Annotated in this window: 13 protein-coding genes; 9 read left to right on the forward strand and 4 right to left on the reverse strand. The window is 73.3% G+C overall.

What is annotated here, in order from left to right:
• Nucleotides 1–81: 81 nt before the first annotated feature.
• Both VFL99_RS01015 and VFL99_RS01020 read left to right on the forward strand, forming a co-directional pair.
• Nucleotides 82–2,736, forward strand: coding sequence for an FtsK/SpoIIIE family DNA translocase (locus VFL99_RS01015; RefSeq protein WP_325104458.1), 2,655 nt, complete (start codon nucleotides 82–84; stop codon nucleotides 2,734–2,736).
• Between the two features lie 37 nt (nucleotides 2,737–2,773).
• Nucleotides 2,774–3,514, forward strand: coding sequence for an ion channel (locus VFL99_RS01020; RefSeq protein WP_325104459.1), 741 nt, complete (start codon nucleotides 2,774–2,776; stop codon nucleotides 3,512–3,514).
• Nucleotides 3,515–3,554: 40 nt separating this feature from the next.
• Here VFL99_RS01020 and VFL99_RS01025 read toward each other — a convergent pair whose 3' ends face one another.
• Nucleotides 3,555–4,748, reverse strand: coding sequence for a dipeptidase (locus VFL99_RS01025; RefSeq protein WP_325104477.1), 1,194 nt, complete (start codon nucleotides 4,746–4,748; stop codon nucleotides 3,555–3,557).
• 76 nt (nucleotides 4,749–4,824) lie between these two features.
• Here VFL99_RS01025 and rimO point away from each other — a divergent pair, with 76 nt between their 5' ends.
• The 5 genes from rimO to VFL99_RS01050 all read left to right on the forward strand — a co-directional run bounded on the left by rimO (nucleotide 4,825) and on the right by VFL99_RS01050 (nucleotide 8,822).
• A complete protein-coding gene (rimO, locus tag VFL99_RS01030) occupies nucleotides 4,825–6,453 on the forward strand; it encodes a 30S ribosomal protein S12 methylthiotransferase RimO (protein ID WP_325104460.1) in 1,629 nt (542 codons plus the stop codon).
• Entirely contained in the window at nucleotides 6,450–7,136 is a 687-nt protein-coding gene (pgsA, locus tag VFL99_RS01035; protein WP_325104461.1) for a CDP-diacylglycerol--glycerol-3-phosphate 3-phosphatidyltransferase, read from the forward strand. Before rimO ends, pgsA begins: the two co-directional genes overlap by 4 nt.
• On the forward strand, nucleotides 7,133–7,627 hold the full coding sequence (locus VFL99_RS01040; protein ID WP_325104462.1) for a CinA family protein: 495 nt from the start codon (nucleotides 7,133–7,135) through the stop codon (nucleotides 7,625–7,627). The genes pgsA and VFL99_RS01040 overlap by 4 nt, the downstream gene beginning before the upstream one ends.
• Before the next feature lie 157 nt (nucleotides 7,628–7,784).
• Entirely contained in the window at nucleotides 7,785–8,090 is a 306-nt protein-coding gene (locus VFL99_RS01045) for a helix-turn-helix domain-containing protein (protein WP_325104463.1), read from the forward strand.
• Between the two features lie 156 nt (nucleotides 8,091–8,246).
• A complete protein-coding gene (locus VFL99_RS01050) occupies nucleotides 8,247–8,822 on the forward strand; it encodes a biotin transporter BioY (RefSeq protein WP_325104464.1) in 576 nt (191 codons plus the stop codon).
• Between the two features lie 39 nt (nucleotides 8,823–8,861).
• On the opposite strand, the gene VFL99_RS01055 is transcribed toward VFL99_RS01050, so the two are convergent.
• Entirely contained in the window at nucleotides 8,862–9,794 is a 933-nt protein-coding gene (locus VFL99_RS01055) for an Fpg/Nei family DNA glycosylase (protein ID WP_325104465.1), read from the reverse strand.
• A 212-nt stretch (nucleotides 9,795–10,006) separates the two neighbouring features.
• Between VFL99_RS01055 and VFL99_RS01060 the strand changes: the two genes are divergently transcribed.
• Together VFL99_RS01060 and VFL99_RS01065 are read left to right on the forward strand one after the other, a co-directional pair.
• The gene (locus tag VFL99_RS01060) at nucleotides 10,007–11,449 is read left to right on the forward strand and encodes a DUF222 domain-containing protein (protein ID WP_325104466.1); all 1,443 of its coding nucleotides are present in this window, start codon (nucleotides 10,007–10,009) and stop codon (nucleotides 11,447–11,449) included.
• A gap of 147 nt (nucleotides 11,450–11,596) precedes the next feature.
• The gene (locus VFL99_RS01065) at nucleotides 11,597–13,033 is read left to right on the forward strand and encodes a S53 family peptidase (protein WP_325104467.1); all 1,437 of its coding nucleotides are present in this window, start codon (nucleotides 11,597–11,599) and stop codon (nucleotides 13,031–13,033) included.
• A gap of 187 nt (nucleotides 13,034–13,220) precedes the next feature.
• On the opposite strand, the gene VFL99_RS01070 is transcribed toward VFL99_RS01065, so the two are convergent.
• Both VFL99_RS01070 and VFL99_RS01075 read right to left on the reverse strand, forming a co-directional pair.
• Entirely contained in the window at nucleotides 13,221–13,736 is a 516-nt protein-coding gene (locus VFL99_RS01070) for a hypothetical protein (protein WP_325104468.1), read from the reverse strand.
• 210 nt (nucleotides 13,737–13,946) lie between these two features.
• Nucleotides 13,947–18,809 (reverse strand): ATP-dependent helicase, encoded by a 4,863-nt coding sequence (locus VFL99_RS01075; protein WP_325104469.1) that lies wholly within the window; start codon nucleotides 18,807–18,809, stop codon nucleotides 13,947–13,949.
• Nucleotides 18,810–18,979 lie beyond the last annotated feature (170 nt).

Genomic DNA, 18,979 nt, shown 5'->3' on the forward strand with positions numbered 1-18,979 from the left:
ACCCGCCCTCGCGGTTTTTCCACGTCTGCTGGTGGGCGTGTGAAGCGTGGGACGGATGGGGCTGCTGTGTAGATTCCCAGCATGGCGACCCGCACGTCTTCCCCACCGCGGTCGCGCAGCAAGAGCACCTCCCGCACGTCGAAGTCGAAGAAGTCCACGGCGAAGGGACGCTCCACGGCGCGATCGCGGGCGTCCCAGGCCCGTCGGCCCGCGCCCCGCGCCGTCCGCAACGGCCCCGGCCCGGTCGCGCGTGGGTTCGGCGCGCTGTTCCACGGCGTCGGTCGCGGTGTGGCCGGGATCTGGCTCGGCGGGGCGCACCTGGTCGGTGCCGGGGTCCGCAAGATCGGGCACACCGCGCGCGAGCTCGAGCCCGAGCACCGTCGCGACGGGGCCGGGCTGTTCCTGGTCGCGCTCGCGGTCGTCGTGGCCGCGTCGGTGTGGTGGCAGCTCCCCGGCGCGGTCCCGTCGGCGACGCGCGCGGTGGTTGCGGGTTCGGTCGGTCTGCTCGCCTGGTTCGTGCCGTTCCTGCTCTGCTTCGTCGCCTGGCGCAACCTGCGCGACCCCGACTCCAACGGTCCGGTCGGTCGCCAGCTGATCGGCTGGGCGGCGTTCCTGTTCGGCGTGCTCGGCATCATCCACATCGCCAACGGCTCACCACGCCCGGTCAGCGGCAACACCGAGCCGCTGCAGCAGGCCGGCGGCGCGCTCGGGTTCGTGGTGGCCAAGCTGCTCACCGACCTGCTGCGCACGCCGTACGTCGTGGTCCCGCTGCTCGCCCTGCTCGCGTTCTTCGGCGTCCTGGTGATCACCGCGACCCCGCTCTACCAGGTGCCGACCCGCCTCCGTGAGGGCCGCGACCGGCTGCTCGGCCGCTCGCCGGCGCCCGTGGACGAGGGGCCCACCACGCGCGTGCGCCGCGGCGGGTACGACGACGAGTTCGACCCGACCCTCGGCGACCCGGCGTACGACAGCCCGGTCCTCACCAACCGTGAGCTGCGCAGGCGCCGCAAGGCGGCCGTGGACGTCGACGAGGAGGAGGCTGCCGACGACACCGAGGCGACGGTGCCGACCGACCTCGAGCCACCCCCGCACACGCCGTTGCCGGCCCGGGTCGAGCAGCTCTCGCTCTCCGGCGACATCGCCTACTCCCTGCCGGCCAGCGACGTGCTCAAGCCGGGCTCGGTGCACAAGACCCGCAGCAAGGCGTCGGACCAGGTGGTCGAGCGGCTGACCGAGGTGTTCGACCAGTTCAGCATCGACGCGCAGGTGACCGGCTACACCCGCGGCCCGACGGTGACCCGCTACGAGGTCGAGCTCGGCCCGGCGGTGAAGGTCGAGAAGGTCACCGCGCTGAGCAAGAACATCGCGTACGCCGTGGCCAGCGCGGACGTGCGCATCCTCAGCCCGATCCCGGGCAAGTCCGCGATCGGCATCGAGATCCCCAACAGTGACAAGGAGATCGTCTCCCTCGGCGACGTGCTCCGGTCGAGCAACGCCCGCAACGACCACCACCCGATGATCGTCGGGCTCGGCAAGGACGTGGAGGGCGGCTTCGTGGTCGCGAACCTCGCCAAGATGCCGCACCTGCTGGTCGCCGGCGCCACCGGCTCCGGCAAGTCGAGCTTCGTGAACTCGATGATCTCCTCGATCCTGATGCGCTCCACGCCGGACGAGGTCCGGATGATCCTGGTCGACCCCAAACGGGTCGAGCTGAATGTCTACGAGGGCGTGCCGCACCTGATCACGCCGATCATCACCAGCCCGAAGAAGGCCGCCGAGGCGCTGCAGTGGGTCGTGCGCGAGATGGACACCCGCTACGACGACCTCGCGGCCTACGGCTACAAGCACATCGACGACTTCAACCGGGCCGTCCGCTCCGGCAAGGCGACGCCACCGCCGGGGTCGGAGCGGGTGCTGCAGCCCTACCCCTACCTGCTCGTCATCGTCGACGAGCTCGCCGACCTGATGATGGTGGCGCCGCGCGACGTCGAGGAGTCGATCGTCCGGATCACCCAGCTCGCCCGCGCCGCAGGGATCCACCTCGTGCTCGCCACCCAGCGCCCTTCGGTCGACGTCGTCACGGGTCTGATCAAGGCCAACGTGCCGAGCCGGATGGCGTTCGCCACCTCCTCCCTGTCCGACTCCCGGGTGGTCCTCGACCAGCCCGGGGCCGAGAAGCTCATCGGCCAGGGCGACGCGCTGTTCCTGCCGATGGGCGCCTCCAAGCCGATGCGCGTCCAGGGCGCGTGGGTCACCGAGACCGAGATCCAGCAGGTCGTCAAGCACGTCACCGGCCAGCTCAAGCCGCACTACCGCGAGGACGTCACGGTCGCGGCTCCCAAGAAGCAGATCGACGAGGACATCGGCGACGACCTCGACCTGCTGCTGCAGGCCACCGAGCTGGTCGTCACGACCCAGTTCGGCTCGACGTCCATGCTCCAGCGCAAGCTGCGGGTCGGCTTCGCCAAGGCCGGGCGCCTCATGGACCTACTGGAGTCCCGGGGCGTGGTCGGCCCCTCCGAGGGCTCCAAGGCTCGCGACGTGCTGGTCAAGCCGGACGACCTGGCCACCACGCTGGCACTCCTGCGCGGCGAGGACGTCCCGGACGAGGACCCGGTCTACGACGGGCAGGCCAACGAGGGCGGCTCGGGTGCCGGCGACAGCGCCAGCGGCGGCGACGGATACGGCGAGGACGAGGCGGGCGACGAGGACGCCTGGCAGCTCACCGGCCGGTAGCCGTCCGGAACGGTTCCAGACCGTAGGGTGAGGCCCCATGGTCAGCAATGGGTCGGCACACCGGAACGGTGCCGTACGGCCGCTGCGGCTGCCTGCAGTGAAGCGGCGGCTCCGTGACGCGTTCCGGTGGGCGCGGCGGACCCCGTCCGCGGTGCTGCTCGTGGTGCAGCTCGCGAGCGTGCTCGTCTACCCGTTCACCGAGGAGACCGGCGCCGGACGCACGGTCGTCTCCATCATCGGCCTGATCGCGCTCGGCCTCGCGGTGCTCGCGGTGCGGCAGACCCCTGCCCTCAACATCATCAGCGTCGTCATCGGCCTGCCGGCGGTGGTGCTCACGATCTGGCAGACGATCGAGCCGGACTCCGGCCTCATCAACCTGCTGTCGGGGTTCACGCACGCGGCGTTCTACTTCTACACGGCCTACGCGCTGATCCGGTACATGTTCGCCGACAACTGGGTCACCCGCGACGAGATGTTCGCCACCGGCACCTGCTTCACGGTGGCGGCCTGGGGCTTCGCCTATCTCTACGGCGGGGTGCAGGTCATCTGGCCGACCGCGTTCGTGGCGGCCGGCGACGACCCCACGGCCCCGCTGTCGTGGATGCAGCTGCTGTTCCTGTCGTTCACGACGATGACGAACACCGGGCTGTCCGACCTCGCGCCGGGCAGCCCGCACGGGCGCTCCTTCCTCATGCTCGAGGAGCTTGCCGGCCTCTACTACGTCGCGCTCGTCGTGGCCCGGCTGCTGGGCTTGACCCTGGCCAAGTTCCGCCGCTGAGCCATCTCGCGGCTCCTGCGACGTCGCCGCTGACCCAGTCTCAAGCCCGGTATGCCGCCACGCTCGGTCCGCATCGCTGCTGCAGCTCGCGTGCCCCGGCCTCCGCGTCCCGCAGCACCCGCAGCACGTTGCCGCCGGCGAGCTTGACCAGGTCCTCGTCGGACCAGCCGCGGTCGGCGAGCGCCGCGAACAGCCGCGGGTAGCCGCTCACGTCATCCAGCCCGGCCGGCAGCTCGGTGGTGCCGTCGTAGTCCCCGCCGACGCCGACGTGGTCGATCCCGGCGACCTCGCGCACGTGCTCCAGGTGTGGCACGACGTCCGTCAGGGCGGCCCGCGGCTTCGGGTGCTCGGCGGCGTACTGCTTCGCGAAGGTCGAGAACGCCAGGTGGTCGTGCGGTGACACCCCGGCCTTCGTGGCCGCGGCCTGAGCGGCCACCCGCCAGTCCGCGCACTCCTGCCGCACGAAGTCGGGCACGAACGTCACCATGCAGACGCCGTTGTTGTCCCGCAGCATCTCGAGGACGTCGTCGGGCACGTTGCGCGGGCAGTCGCACACCGCGCGTGCGGAGGAGTGGCTGAAGATGACCGGCACCTCCGTCGCCCGCAGGGCGTGGCGCATGGTGTCGGCCGACACGTGCGAGAGGTCGACGAGCATGCCGAGCCGGTTCATCTCGTGCACGACCTCGATCCCGAAGTCGGTCAGCCCGCCGTGCACCGGCTCGTCGGTGGCCGAGTCCGCCCACGGGGTGTTGTCGTTGTGGGTGAGTGTCATGTAGCGCACCCCCAGCGCGTAGAGCATCCGCAGCACGCCCAGCGAGCAGCCGATCGAGTGGCCGCCTTCGGCCCCGAGCAGCGAGGCGATCCGCCCGTAGGCGAACACGTGCTCCACCTCATCCGCGGTGCGCGCGAGACCCAGGCGGTCGGCATACCGGGTGATGAGGCGGTGCACCGCGTCCACCTGCTCGAGGGTCTGGACCACCGCGGCGGTGTTCGCCGGATCGGACGGGACCCACACCGACCAGAACTGCGCGCCCACCCGGCCCTCGCGCAGCCGGGGCAGGTCGGTGTGCGTCGTCGTGGTCCGCTTGCCGACGTCGAGCCGGTCGAAGTCGTAGCCCACCTGCTCGCGCAGCTCCCACGCCAGGTCGTTGTGCCCGTCGACGAGCGGGTGCGCGCCGAGCAGCTCCGTGACGCGTGACAGGGAGGGGGAGTCGGTCGCCGCTGCGGTGTCCATCGCCATGCAGGCCATTCAAGCGCAGCCGCTGCTCGGCCATGGGGACCCGTCCTGCCCTCCCGTCTAGGCTGAGCACATGACCTCGGTGGACTCGGTGGACGTGCGCGACCCTGATGCGGCGGACACCGAGCCCTTTGGCCGCTCCTGCGACGTCGCCGCTGAGCCCTTTGGCCGCTCCGGCAACGCCGCTGAACCGTCGCGCGGCTCCTGCGACGTCGCCGCTGAGCAGCGCACCGTTGCCCTGGTCACGCTGGGATGCGCGCGCAACGAGGTCGACTCCGAAGAGCTCGCCGGGCGCCTGTCCGCGCAGGGCTGGACCCTCGTCGACGACGCGGCGGACGCCGACGTCGCCGTGGTGAACACGTGCGGCTTCGTCGAGCAGGCGAAGAAGGACTCGATCGACGCGCTGCTCGAGGCCTCCGACCTCAAGGAGAGCGGCCGCACCCAGGCCGTGGTCGCCGTCGGCTGCCTCGCGGAGCGGTATGGCGAGCAGCTCGCCTCCCAGCTGCCCGAGGCCGACGCCGTGCTCGGGTTCGACTCCTACACGGACATGTCCAGCCACCTGAACGCCGTGCTGCACGGGGAACGGCCCGCCTCGCACGTGCCGCGCGACCGGCGGACGCTGCTGCCGATCTCACCGGCGGCACGGCATACCGATCCTGCGGACGGAGCACCCACGGCGCCCCGGCAGGGGGAGCCCGGCGGCATCCTGCTGCCGGCCCACGGGGTCACCCGGGCGCGGCTGGACGGGCGGCCGTGGGCTCCGCTGAAGATCGCCAACGGCTGCGACCGGCGGTGCGCGTTCTGCGCGATCCCCATGTTCCGTGGGGCGTTCCTGTCGCGCCGGCCGACCGAGGTGCTGGAGGAGGCCCGCTGGCTCGCCGAGCGCGGGGTCAAGGAGGTCTTCCTCGTCTCGGAGAACTCCACCTCCTACGGCAAGGACCTCGGCGACCTGCGGCTGCTCGAGACGATGTTGCCCGAGCTCGCGGCGATCGACGGGATCGAGCGGGTGCGGGTGTCCTACCTGCAGCCGGCCGAGATGCGCCCCGGGCTGCTCGAGGCGATGGCAGGCACGCCGGGGGTGGTGCCGTACTTCGACCTGTCGTTCCAGCACGCGAGCGCGCCGCTGCTGCGCCGGATGCGCCGGTTCGGTTCTCGCCAGGCCTTCCTCGACCTCATCGGCCAGGTCCGCGACCACGCACCGTTGGCCGGCATCCGCTCCAACGTGATCGTCGGTTTCCCGGGGGAGACCGAGGAGGACGTCGCCGAGCTCGAGGCGTTCCTCCAGGAGGCCCGCCTGGACGTGGTCGGCGTGTTCGGCTACTCCGACGAGGACGGCACCGAGGGCGAGACGCTGGACGGCAAGCTGCCCGAGGACGTCGTCGCCGAGCGGGTCGAGCGGTTGCGCTCGCTGACCGAGGAGCTGGCCAACCAGCGCGCCGAGGAGCGGGTCGGGGAGACCCTCGAGGTGCTCGTCGAGGAGGTCGGCGACGACGAGGAGGAGGGGCCCGGCGACGGGCTCGTCCCGGTCACCGGCCGCGCCGCCCACCAGGGACCCGACGTCGACGGGGTCACCGTGCTGCACCTGCCCGCCGCCGCGCTGCCCTCGGTCGGCGACCTCGTCAGCGCCGCCGTCGTCGGCACGGAGGGCATCGACCTGCTGGCGGAGCTGCGGGCAGAGCCGCGGGGCGCAGGGGCAGCGTGAGCGAACGGCACGCCAGCGACACGAAGAGCCCCGGGGCGAGCGCTTGGAACGTCGCCAACGCGCTCACCATCTTCCGCATCGCCCTGGTGCCGCTGTTCGGCTGGCTGCTGTTGCTCGACCACGGTGAGAACACCCGGGACCGGCTGATCGCGGCCGGCGTGTTCGTCCTCGCCTCGGTCACCGACCGCATCGACGGCGACCTGGCGCGGGCGCGCGGGCTGGTCACCGACTTCGGCAAGATCGCCGACCCGATCGCGGACAAGGCCCTCATGGGGATGGCGCTCGTCGGGCTGTCCGTGCTCGGTGAGCTCCCGTGGTGGGTCACCCTGATCGTGCTCGCCCGCGAGATCGGGATCACCGCGATGCGGTTCGTGGTGATCCGGCACGGCGTCATGCCGGCCAGCCGCGGCGGCAAGGTCAAGACGCTGCTGCAGGCCGTAGCAGTCGGGTTGTACGTCCTGCCCCTGCCGGGCGCTTGGCACCTCGTGGCCGTCGCCGTCATGGCGGCCGCGGTGGTCGTCACGGTGGCTACCGGCGTGGACTACGTGCTGCGGGCCCACCGGCTGCGGCGGACCAGCCCGCGGGCGCTGGCCAAGGCCGAGCGTCGGCGGGCGGCAGCCGCGCGGCGCGCCAGCGAGCGGCAGGCGCGCCGGGACCGGCATACCGGAGGAGGCGTGGGATGACCACCAGCGTGTGGGAGATCGCCAACGAGCTGGTGAGTCAGCTGACCGAGCGCGGCGAGACCGTCGCGACCGCCGAGTCGCTGACGGGCGGGCTGGTGTGCGCGCACCTGGTCGACGTGCCGGGGGCGTCCTCGGCGGTGCGGGGCGGGATCGTGGCCTACGACACCCGTATCAAGGCCTCGTTGCTGGGTGTGAGCGAGGCCCTGCTCGAGGACCGTGGCGCCGTCGACCCGGACGTGGCCGAGAGCATGGGCGCCGGGGTTCGGGAGCGGATGGGGTCCACCTACGGCCTCGCCACCACCGGGGTCGCCGGGCCGGAGCCGCAGGACGGCAAGCCCGTGGGGACCGTCTACGTCGCCGTCGTCGGTCCCGAGGGAAGCCGGGTGCGGGGGTTGGCGCTCGACGGGGACCGGGTCGAGATCCGCCGCCGCAGCGTGGAAGCCGTGCTCGAGCTGCTCGGCGAGACCCTCGCGGCCGAGGCCGAGGGGTAGCCGGAACAGTCCGTCCCTGCGGGGCGTTGGGGTCGATACGGGGCGGGGAAACACCGCGTGGGCCACGATGACGCTCCTGGCGAAACCAGCAGGCGGACGGTCAGGAGCACGGGGTACCGTGGTCCCAGTGGGAGTCGACAGGCTGTGAGGAGGCGTCATGATTCTGCTTCGTCGTGAACTCGGTGACGTGCTCCGCCAGCACCGTCAGGCTCAGGGACGCACCCTGCGCGAGGTGTCCTCGTCGGCGTCGGTCTCCCTCGGCTACCTCAGCGAGGTCGAGCGGGGCGAGAAGGAAGCCTCCTCCGAGCTGCTCGCCTCGATCTGCCAGGCCCTCGACGTGCCGCTGTCGGAGGTCCTGGGCCACGTCTCGGCCCGGGTCGCCGAGTCCGAGGCGCTGGCCGCTCCGCTGTCGCTGCCGGTCGCGGCGCAGCCGCAGCCCGTGGTCTCCGCCTCCGCCGCCTGACCACCCTCCGTTTCGTTCCGGGACCTCCGTGTGCCCGGGTGCGCGGGTGCCCACCACCTGACCCACCGAATGGCTCCGGCGCGGGATCGCTAGTCTCTTGCGACGTCCGCGTACTTCGCGTCGCACGGCGTGCGGCGCTCGTCCACCGGAGGTCCCGTGTCCCTTCCCGTCTCCGCCGCCCGCCCGGTCCTCGCCGACCTCGTCCCCGGGCGCCTGACCCGTGACCTCACCCTCGTGGTGGGCACCACCGCCCTCATGGCCGCCCTCGCCCAGGTGGCGGTGCCGCTGCCGTTCACCCCGGTCCCGCTGAGCCTGGCCACCTTCGTGGCACTGCTGTCCGGTGCGGCTCTCGGCCCGGCCCGCGCGTCGGTCTCGATGGGCCTCTACCTCGTGCTCGGCATGGTCGGGCTGCCGATCTTCGCCGGCCACGGCAGCGGCTGGGCGTTCTCCTCGTTCGGCTACATCCTCGGCTACATCGCCGCGGCCGCCGCCGTGGGCGCCCTCGCCCGTCGTGGCGCGGACCGGCGGGTGGACGCGACCATCGCGGCGACCCTGCTCGGCTCGCTGTGCGTCTACGCCTGCGGCGTCCCGTGGCTGATGGCGTTCCTGCACGTCGGCCTCGGCGAGGCGCTCGCGCTCGGCGTCGTGCCGTTCCTCATCGGCGATGTCGTCAAGTCGGTGGCGGCCGCCCTGGTGCTGCCCGCGGCCTGGAAGCTCGTCGGCCGCCGCTGACGACCCCTCTCCCGCCGATCTCGGGAGTTTCCCGCCGATCTAGCGCCTCTCCCGCCGATCTCGGGACTTCCCCGCCGATCTCGGGACTTTCCCGCGGATCTCGGGACGTCCCTCCTCGGGAAGTCCCGAGACTCGCGCGTTGAGGGGTCGCTGTGGCCGGCCGTCGTCGGTCGGGCCGAGTCCGCCCTGGCACGTCGGGCAGTAGAACATCGTCCGCTCGTGCGGCGGCTCACCGATCATCGCGACCCGCACCGGCCCGCCGCACCGCCGGCACGGCCGTCCCGACCGCCCGTGCACGTAGAGCCCCTCGCCGCGACGCCGGTCCCCGGTCGTGTTCGGTATGCCGTGTGCTCGCCCCACCTCCAGCAGTCGCCTCGCGCGCTCCACCAGTCGGGTGAGTTCGGCGACGCCGAGCTCTCCCACCGGCTGCCACGGGTGCCGGCGCTCGGCGAAGAGGGTCTCGGAGTCGTAGATGGTGCCGATCCCGGCGAGGTTCGTCTGGTCGAGCAGCGCGGCGCCGATCGGCCGCTCGGGGCGCCGGCGCAGGTTGGCCACGGCCCGGCCGGGGTCCCAGTCCGGGCCCAGCAGGTCCGGGCCGAGGTGGCCGACGACGCGGTCCTCCTCGGCGGTGGGCAGCAACTCCAGCATCCCCAGGCGGTGGCCGACGGCGGTCCAACGGGCGGTGCCGAGCACAGCGCGGACGTCGTCGCGGCGGAGCGTGCCGGGCCGGAGCCGGGTGGTGTCCTCGATCCGCCAGCTGCCCTCCATCCGCAGGTGGCTGTGCAGCGTCCGGCCGTCGTCCAACCGGTGCAGCAGGTGCTTGCCGCGGCTGACCACCTCGGTGGTCGTCGCTCCGCGCAGGTCCTGGTCGCCCAGATGACCCCAGCGCAGCTCCGCCCGGGTGAGGGGCTCGCCTGCGAGCGCACGGTGCAGTCCCCGCGCGGTCCGCCATACCGTGTCACCCTCGGGCACGGCAGGCAGCGTCTCACGCGGGCGGCGGGTGCGGAAGCGGCGCTCGGGGCGGGCTCATCGCAGACGATCCCGGCTGCCAGCCGTGAACCAAGCTCGGGCTCGGCAGGCGTGGGCGGCCGGGCGCGCGAGTGAGGGGCGTGTCGGTGGCGTCCCCTAGTGTTGAGACATCAGTTCGAAAGACTCAGGGAGACCACTGGGGGAGGTGGGAGTCGATGACGCAGACGAGGAGCGAGGCGTCCGTGGGCGCGCCGCCCGAGTCGAGTGCGCTGACCGAGTCGGGTGCGCTGCCCGAGTCGGGTGCGCCGCCCGGGACCGCGGAGGTGTTGCGCTGGCTGGCCCGGTTACCGGCGATGGAAGGGGAGGTCGGCAATGCCGAGCGGATCGACCAGATCGCGGCTCTGGAGCGGGTGAAGGCAGCATGCGCGGCGCAGCAGGCGAGGATCACGAGCGCGCTGTACGACTCGCGCCGCGAGTGGGATGCCACGTTCGGCGTGCGCGCAGAGCGGCAGGGGTCGGGCGTCGGGAGCGAGGTGGCCCTGGCGCGCCGGGACTCGCCGCACCGGGGCAACCAGCACCTGGGGCTGGCGCGAGCGCTGGTGCGGGAGATGCCGTGCACGTTGGCCGCCCTGTCGGCCGGGACGATCAGCGAGTTCAAGGCCACGATCCTGGTGAAGGTGACCGCGACCCTGTCGGTGGAGGACCGCAGGCGAGTGGACGCCGAACTGGCTGACCGGATGGGCGAGCTCGGAGCGGCCCGGCTGGAGGCAGCGGCCCGGGCGTGGGCGCAGAAGCTGGACCCGGAGGCGCTGGTCCGCCGCACCCGCGGGGCGACCAAGGACCGGTGTGTGACGGTGCGGCCGGCGCCAGACACGATGACGTACCTGACGGGGTTCTTGCCGGTCAAGCAGGGCATCGCTGCCCACGTGGCGCTGTCGCGGCACGCGGAGCAGCTCAAGGCCGCGGGGGATGAGCGTTCGCGGGGGCAGATCATGGCCGACACGATGTTCGAGCGGCTCACCGGCGCCGCCAGTGTGGACGAGGTCGGCGTCGAGGTACAGCTCGTGATGACCGACCGAGCGCTGCTGGCCGGCTCCAGCGAGCCGGGACGGGTGGTGGGCTACGGACCAGTGCCAGCACAGGTAGCACGGGAGCTGCTCGGTGAGAGGTCGCGGGCGTGGCTGCGGCGGTTGTACACCACCCCGGAGGGGTCGGCGCTGGTGCAGTTGGACTCCCGGCGGCGGGTCTTCGACGACGGTCTTCGGCAGTTCCTGTTGGCACGGGACCAGGCCTGCCGCACGCCGTGGTGTGACGCGCCGATCCGGCACGCCGACCACGTCGAGGCGCACGCCGCCGGTGGGCCGACCTCGGCGGCCAACGGCCAGGGGATGTGCGCGCGGGACAACCAGGTCAAGGAGCAGCCGGGCTGGTCGGCCACCGTCGTGGCGGACGCGCCGCACACGGTGGAGGTACGCACCCCGACCGGACACCGGTACACCTCCACCGCACCGCCGCCGCTCGAGGGGGCCGACCCACCGCAGGACTACGGCGGCGAGCCTTCCCCCGGCGACCGGGCCCGACCGGCCCGACCGGCGCGGCCGCTGGTCGACCTCACCTGGCTGGAGCAGGATCTCGCGGAGCGGCTGAGGGCAGCCTGAGCCAACCTCGCGGCGGCCGGCTGCCGCTCAGGTCCTTGGCAAGACCGGGGCGGACGCCGCACGCTGTTGCTACCCGGAGCCGCAGTCGGGGGCGGCGACTCGTGCCCGCGACTCGTGCCAGCGACTCGTGCCCGAAGGAGTGAGCCCATGACGCCAGATGAGCAGACCGCCTCGGCGACCATCGTCGTGCGTCGCCGCGCGCCCCTGTCGCAGGTGGAGGGAAGCGCCGGTCCGCTGACCTCGGACCAGCTCGGAGACCGCGTCGGCGCCCACCCGGACGACGTGGCGGCCGTCCGCGAGGCGGCGCTGGGTGCGGGCCTCCGAGTGGTCGCCGAGCACGCGTCTTCGCGACGCGTGCGAGTGGAAGGTCCTGCCGACACGGTGCGCGCCTGGGTCGCGCAGACGCCCGCCTCCCTCAGGGACGTGGTCACGGCGATCTTGGGCAGTGAGCCCCCTCAGGCCTTCCCGCGCTCGTTGGTGGCCCTGCCGCATGCCCTCGCCGTCAGCTACACCCCTCTGCAGCTGGCCCAGGTCTACGGGATGCCGCAGGCCGACGGCTCGGGGCAGACGATCGCCATCATCGAGCTCGGCGGTGGTTTCGATCAGTCGGACCTTGACTCCTACTTCTCCGGGCTCGGCCTGGCGACTCCCCACGTCACGTCGGTCGGAGTCGACGGCGGGAAGAACCAACCCGGCCAGGACCCCGCGGGCGCCGACCTCGAGGTGCTGCTGGACATCGAGGTGGCCGGTGCCATCGCGCCGAAGGCCGACGTCGTCGTCTACTTCGCGCCCAACACGGACGCCGGTTTCCTCGACGCCGTGAGTGCCGCGGCGCATGCGGACCCGGCGCCCACCGCGATGAGCATCAGCTGGGGGCAGAGCGAGGACGAGTGGACCGCCCAGGCGCGCACCGCCCTGGACAACGCCTTCGCCGACGCGGTGGCGATGGGGGTCACCGTCACGGCTGCAGCGGGCGACAACGGCAGCAGCGACAAGGACACGTCCGGCTCCGGAGCCCACACCGATTTCCCGGCCTCCAGTCCGCACGTCCTCGGCTGTGGGGGGACCTCATTGCACGCCGCAGACGGCCGGGTCGCTTCCGAGACCGTGTGGGATGACGGCGGGCGGGGTGGCGCCACCGGCGGCGGCGTGAGCGACACCTTCCCGCTGCCGAGCTGGCAGCAGGATGCCGGTGTGCCGCAGCGCGCCGGCGGGGGAACCGGACGCGGGGTGCCGGACGTCGCCGCCGACGCCGATCCGCAGACCGGCTACCAGGTGCTCGTCGACGGCACGCAGCAGGTGGTCGGCGGCACCAGCGCGGTGGCGCCGTTGTGGGCCGGCCTGATCGCTCGGATCGTCCAGTTGTCCGGCACGCGGGTGGGTCTCGCCCAGACGGGGCTCTACGCCGGGGTGGCGCCGACCACAGCGTCACCGCACCTTCGGGACATCACCCAGGGCAGCAACGGAGCGTATGCCGCGGGGCCGGAATGGGATCCCTGCACCGGGCTCGGGGTACCCGACCCGGACACCGCTCCCGCCCTTTCCACCGGAGCCGTCGCTCGCGCCCGGCGGCGCAGCAGCTGACATCCGCGCCCTGCCAGCCGAACCTCCGTCTGGGGAACCGCTGTTCGGGAATGGCTGCTGCACCACCCCAGCGGCGTACCACCGGGCCTCGACACCTCCCTCCTGTCCGCCCCGGGAGGTGACCGACCGACTTGTTGAGTTGGTCTGACTCGATCCGGGCTGCTCCAGCCCACCGGCTGCTCGGCGGCTACTTGGCGTAGAGCATGTCGGCGTCGAGGTGGGCTTCCTTGTGGTAGCTGACGACTCCGATGTGGTAGTCCACCGTGACGGCCGAACCGATCGGATAGCGGCCGGGCCGCGCCATGACCAGCTCGCCGAAGATCTGCGTGGCGCCGTGCCTCGTCAGCGCGACGTCGTGGGGCGGCAGCAGGCTGCCGGGGTAGGAGCCGGTCGGCGGCCAGGGGTACACGCCGCCGACCGGCCAGTGGTTCGGGGCTCCCAGCGCCAGCCGCTTCACGCTCAGGGGACCGGTCTGCACCGTGACGTCGTCGATCGTCAGCGTCTGCTCGGTCGGGTTGCTCAGAACGATCGTGCTCCACACGTAGGGCTGTCCGATCTTCCCCGGCACCGTCATCTGCCCGCCGTGCAAGACCTGCAACGGCCCTCCGGCCAAGCCCTGGACGTGCCACCACACGGCCCAGCCCGAGATCGCCACCAGGACGGCGGCCAAGGTGGCGAGACCCCATCGCCACGGTTCCGTCATTCTGGCGGCCCCGGGGGCGGAGGTCGTTGTCGACGGCATCTGCCTCCCGCCTGTTTCCGTGCGGCCGAGCTCCCTGTGACGAGTGTGGCGCAGGCAGGGGAGTCCGGCAGACGATTCCTCCGTTCGGACCCACCGGAGCGGGGATGGTCCAGTCCGTGTCCCGCACACTCGAGCAGGGCACCCGCCCGGCCCCGTCGGACCCTCACCACCTCACCGGCGCAGGCGCAGCCCGCGGGGCGTGGCGTGGAACCCGGCGTCCGCGAGCGCGGCGACCATCGGGTGGTCGGACCCGAGCACTGCACCACCGTCGGCCTTCTCGACGGTGAGCTTGCCGAGCGCCCCCTCGCGAACGGCCAACGCCAACGCATCGGCGGACGCCTGCAGCGGCCTGGGGTCATCGGTCCACGACAGCAGGGTCTTCCCGCCACGCTCGACGTAGAGCACCAGCTCGCCGTCCACGAGCACGACCAGGGCACCGGCCTTCCGGCCCGGCCGGTGCCCGGTGGCCGTCTCCTCGCGCCGCTCCGGCCACGGCAGTGCGGCGCCGTAGGGGTTGGCCGGGTCGGCCGCGGCCAGGACCACGGCCCCCGGCCCGTCCTCGCGCCCGCCACGACGATCGCCGCCGCCCGACCACCCGCCGCCCGACCACCTGCCGCCCGACCCGGAGGAGCTCGCGCCCGAGCCCCACGTCGCCGTGTCCCACGGATCGGGCTCGGGCTCCGGCAGGGGACGGCTCTGCGCCCGCAGCCGGTCCACGGCCCCGGTGGTCGCGAACTGCGCGGCGCCCAAGCCCTCGACGAAGTAGCCGCGGCGCACCCGCCCCGACTCCTCCGCCGCCGCCAGCACCCGGTAGACCGCGGCGAACCCACCGGCGATGCCCTCGGCCGCCACCGAACCCCGCGTCACGACGCCGTAGCGGTCCAGCAGCACCTCCGCCGTCGCGAGTCCGCGCACCGTGGGATCGGCCTCCAGCTCCGGCAGGAGCGACCACCGCCCGGCGCTCGCCGGCGGTCCGCCGCGTGCGGGCATCGCCGGCCGCCCGGCACCGCGGCGCCCGGCGAGCGCGGAGAGGCCACCGGAGCGACCGGCATACCGGCTCGTGCGCGGCGAGGTTCGCCGCGGCCGGTGCGCGGTCCGCCCGCCACCGAGGCGCGCCCGCAGCGGTGCGAGGGTGTCGTTGCCGACGCGACCGGCCCACACCAGCTCCCACAGGGCCTCGACGAGCTTGCCGTCGGCCACCTGCACGCCGGCGCGCGCGACGGCGTCGGCGAGCGCGCGGAAGAAGTACGCGCCTCCGCCGGCCAGCGTCTCGAGCACCTGCCGGTGCAGGTCGCTCAGCTCCAGCTCCTCCGACGACGGGGAGAGCGTCAGCGCCGCGGTGTCGGCCAGGTGCAGCGAGACCCAGCCGTCGTCGCCGGGCAGCGCCCCGTGCCCCTGCCACAGCACCTCACCGCTGGAGGTCAGCTCGTCCAACAACGCCGGGCTGTATGCCGTCACGCGCCCGGGCAGCACGAGCGTCTCCACCGCGCTGGCCGGCAGCAGCGCACCGGCGAGCTGCTCGACGGCGCGCAGGACGCCTTCGGTGCCGCGCATCCGCGAGCCGACGCCCTGCCAGCCGGGCAGGAACCGGGCGAGGTCCCTCGCCGGGACCGGCTCGACCTCGGCGCGCAGGGCGGCCAGCGAGCGGCGGCGCAGCGTGCGCAGCACCTCGGGGTCGCAGTAGTCAGTGCCGTGCCGCCCGCCACCCGCCTCCAACGGCCGCAGCTCGCCCTCGACCAGCCGGCCCGCGTCGACCAGCCGGCGCAGCGCGTCGGTGGCCACGGCCTGGCCGAGGCCGAACCAGGCCGCCACGTCGTGCGCGGTGAACGGCCCGCGCGAGCGGGCGTAGCGGGCCACCAGGTCACCGAGCGGGTCGGGCACCGGCTCGAGGAAGACCTCCGGCACGCCCACGGGCAGGGCGACGCCGAGGGCGTCGCGCAACCGGCCGGCGTCCTCGACCGCGGCCCAGCGGCCCTCGCCGGCCACCCGGACCCGGATGATGCGCCGGTCCGCCTGCAGACCCGCCAGCCAGTCGCCCAGCTCGCCGGCGGTGGTGCCCTCGACGCAGCGCCGCAGCAGCTCCGGCTCGGACAGCGCTCCGAGCCACCGCAGCAGATCTGCCACATCCTCGGCGTGCCGGCACCGGCGCCCCTCGGCCAGCCGCTGCAGCTCGGCCTCGGTGCGCGCCAACGCCTCCGGGTCGAGCAGGTCACGCAACGCGGCACCTTCACCACGGCCGAGCAGCTCGGCCAGCAGCGACGGGTCGAGCGTCAACGCGGCCGCACGCCGCTCGGCCAGCGGGGAGTCACCCTCGTAGAGGAACTGCGCGACGTAGCCGAACAGCAGGCTGCGCGCGAACGGCGACGGCGTCGCGGTCTCGACCTCGACCATCCGCACCTTCCGCGCAGCGAGGTCACGCATCAGGTCCACCAGCGAGGGCACGTCGAAGACGTCCTGCACGCACTCGCGCACCGCCTCGAGCACGATCGGGAACGAGGGGTACTGACTGGCCACCTCGAGCAGCTGCGCCGAGCGCTGCCGCTGTTGCCACAGTGCCTGCCGCCGGTCCGGCCGCCGCCGGGGCAGGAGCAGGGCCCGCGCCGCGCATTCCCGGAATCGCGAGGCGAACAGCGCCGATCCGCCGATCTCGTTGGTCACCAGGTCGTCGACCTCGTCCGGCTCCAGCCCGATGAGTGACGAGACCTCGGGGGGAGCGGCGCCGTCGAGCTCGAGGTCGGGCAGCCGGAAGACCATCCCGTCGTCGCCGTGCATCGCCTGCACGTCCACGCCGAACCGCTCGCGCAGCCGCGCCCCGACGCACAGCGCCCACGGCGCGTGCACCTGCGCCCCGAACGGCGAGTGCACCACCACCCGCCAGTCGCCGAGCTCGTCGCGGAACCGCTCGACGACGATCGTCCGGTCGTCGGGCACGTAGCGGGTGGCCTCGCGCTGCTCGTCGAGGTAGCCGAGCAGGTTGTCGGTCGCCCACTCGTCCAGCCCGGCCGCGCCGACCCGGGTGCGCGCCGCGGAGCTCTCCAACGCGCCGAGCTCGCGGACGAACGCCCCCACCTTGCGGCCCAGCTCGGCTGGCCGGCCGAGCGAGTCGCCCTTCCAGAACGGCAGCCGCCCGGGCTGCCCGGGCGCCGGCGACACCAGCACCCGGTCGTGGGTGATGTCCTCGATCCGCCACGACGTGGTGCCGAGGGTGAACACGTCGCCCACCCGCGACTCGTAGACCATCTCCTCGTCGAGCTCGCCGACCCGCCGCCCGGGCCCCTCCCCGGAGGCGAGGTACACGGCATACAGCCCGCGGTCGGGGATGGTGCCGCCGCTGGTGACGGCGAGGCGCTGGGCCCCCGGTCGTCCGGTGAGCGTGCCGGCGATCCGGTCCCACACGAGCCGCGGTCGCAGCTCGGCGAACTCATCGCTCGGATAGCGCCCCGAGAGCATGTCGAGCACCGACTCCAGCACCGGTCTGGACAGCCCCGCGAACGGCGCCGCGCGGCGCACCAGCGCCTCCAGGTCGTCGACGGGCCAGTCGTCCATCGCGCACATAGCGACGACCTGTTGGGCGAGCACGTCGAGCGGGTTGGCCGGCACGTGCAGGGCCTCGATGCCGCCGGCGCGCATCCGCTCCACCACCACGGCGCTCTGCACGAGGTCGCCGCGGAACTTGGGGAACACCACGCCCCGCGACACGGCCCCCACCTGGTGCCCGGCACGTCCCACGCGCTGCAGGCCGCTCGCCACGCTGGGCGGGGACTCGACCTGCACCACCAGGTCGACGGCGCCCATGTCGATGCCGAGCTCCAGCGAGCTGGTCGCCACGACCGCGGGCAGCCGCCCGGCCTTGAGGTCGTCCTCGATGAGCCCCCGCTGCTCCTTGCTCACCGAGCCGTGGTGCGCCCGGGCGAGCACCGCGGGCGCACCGCCGGCCTGCCCCGCCTGCCCCATGAGCTCGGCGGGCACGCGCGGCCGGGTGCCCGCGAGCCGAACCTCCTCGGTATGCCGTGTGCTTGCGGGGAACTCGTCGCCTCCGGTAGGCCGTGTGGCCGCGTCGTCCGCGGCGCCCTCCTCCGGCTCGGGCCCGGTGGCCAGCTCAAGGCGCTCGTCCCAGATCTCGTTGAGCCGGGCGGTGAGCCGCTCGGCGAGGCGGCGGGAGTTGGCGAACACCAGGGTCGAGCGGTGGCTGGCGACGAGGTCGACGATGCGCTCCTCGACGTGGGGCCAGATCGAGGCACGGTGCTCGGGCCCCGACGCCGGCCCGGAGAGGTCCTCGGTGACCTCGCCGAGCGCGCCCATGTCGGGGATCGGGACGACGACGTCGAGGTCCCAGCGCTTCTCCGACGGCGGCTGCACCACCGTCACCGGCCGGCCGCCGGCGAGGAAGCGGGAGACCTCCTCCACGGGGCGCACGGTGGCGGACAGGCCGATCCGCTGCGCCGGCCGTTCGAGCAGGGCGTCCAACCGCTCCAGGCTCAGCGCGAGGTGGGCGCCGCGCTTGGTGCCGGCGACGGCGTGCACCTCGTCGACGACCACGGTCTCCACCCCGGTCAGCGCCTCACGGGTGTTGGAGGTCAGCATGAGGAAGAGCGACTCGGGCGTGGTGATGAGCACGTCGCTGGGCCGCCGGGCGAAGGCGCGGCGTTCGTTGGCCGGGGTGTCACCGGAGCGCACGGCGACGGTGACGTCGGGCTTGTCCAGCCCGAGCCGGGCCGCGGCGTGCCCGATCCCCACCAGTGGGGAGCGCAGGTTGCGCTCGACGTCGACGGCCAGCGCCTTCATCGGGGAGACGTAGAGGACCCGGCACCGCCGCAGCCGGTCCTCGGGCGGGGGAGCGGCGCCGATCCGGTCCAGCGCCCACAGGAACGCCGAGAGCGTCTTGCCGGAGCCGGTCGGTGCCACGACGAGGGTGTGGTCGCCGGAGCTGATGGCGTCCCAGGCGCCGACCTGCGCCGGCGTGGGGTCGGCGAAGGCTCCCCGGAACCACTCGCGCGTGGCGGGGGAGAAGCGGTCGAGGACGTCGGCGGTCATGCGTGCTCCAGCCTGCCACCCGGACCCGACACCGCGAGACGGCGCACGTCGCAGGTGGAGTGGACCGAACCGAAGTCGGTCGCGTGGTGAGTTGTGGCTGAGCCGGCGCGGTGGTCGGGGACGACCTCGGTCGCGTCGCGAGTTGCGTCCCGGGGGATGCCGGGTGGCAA

The organism is Segeticoccus sp. (assembly GCF_035708005.1).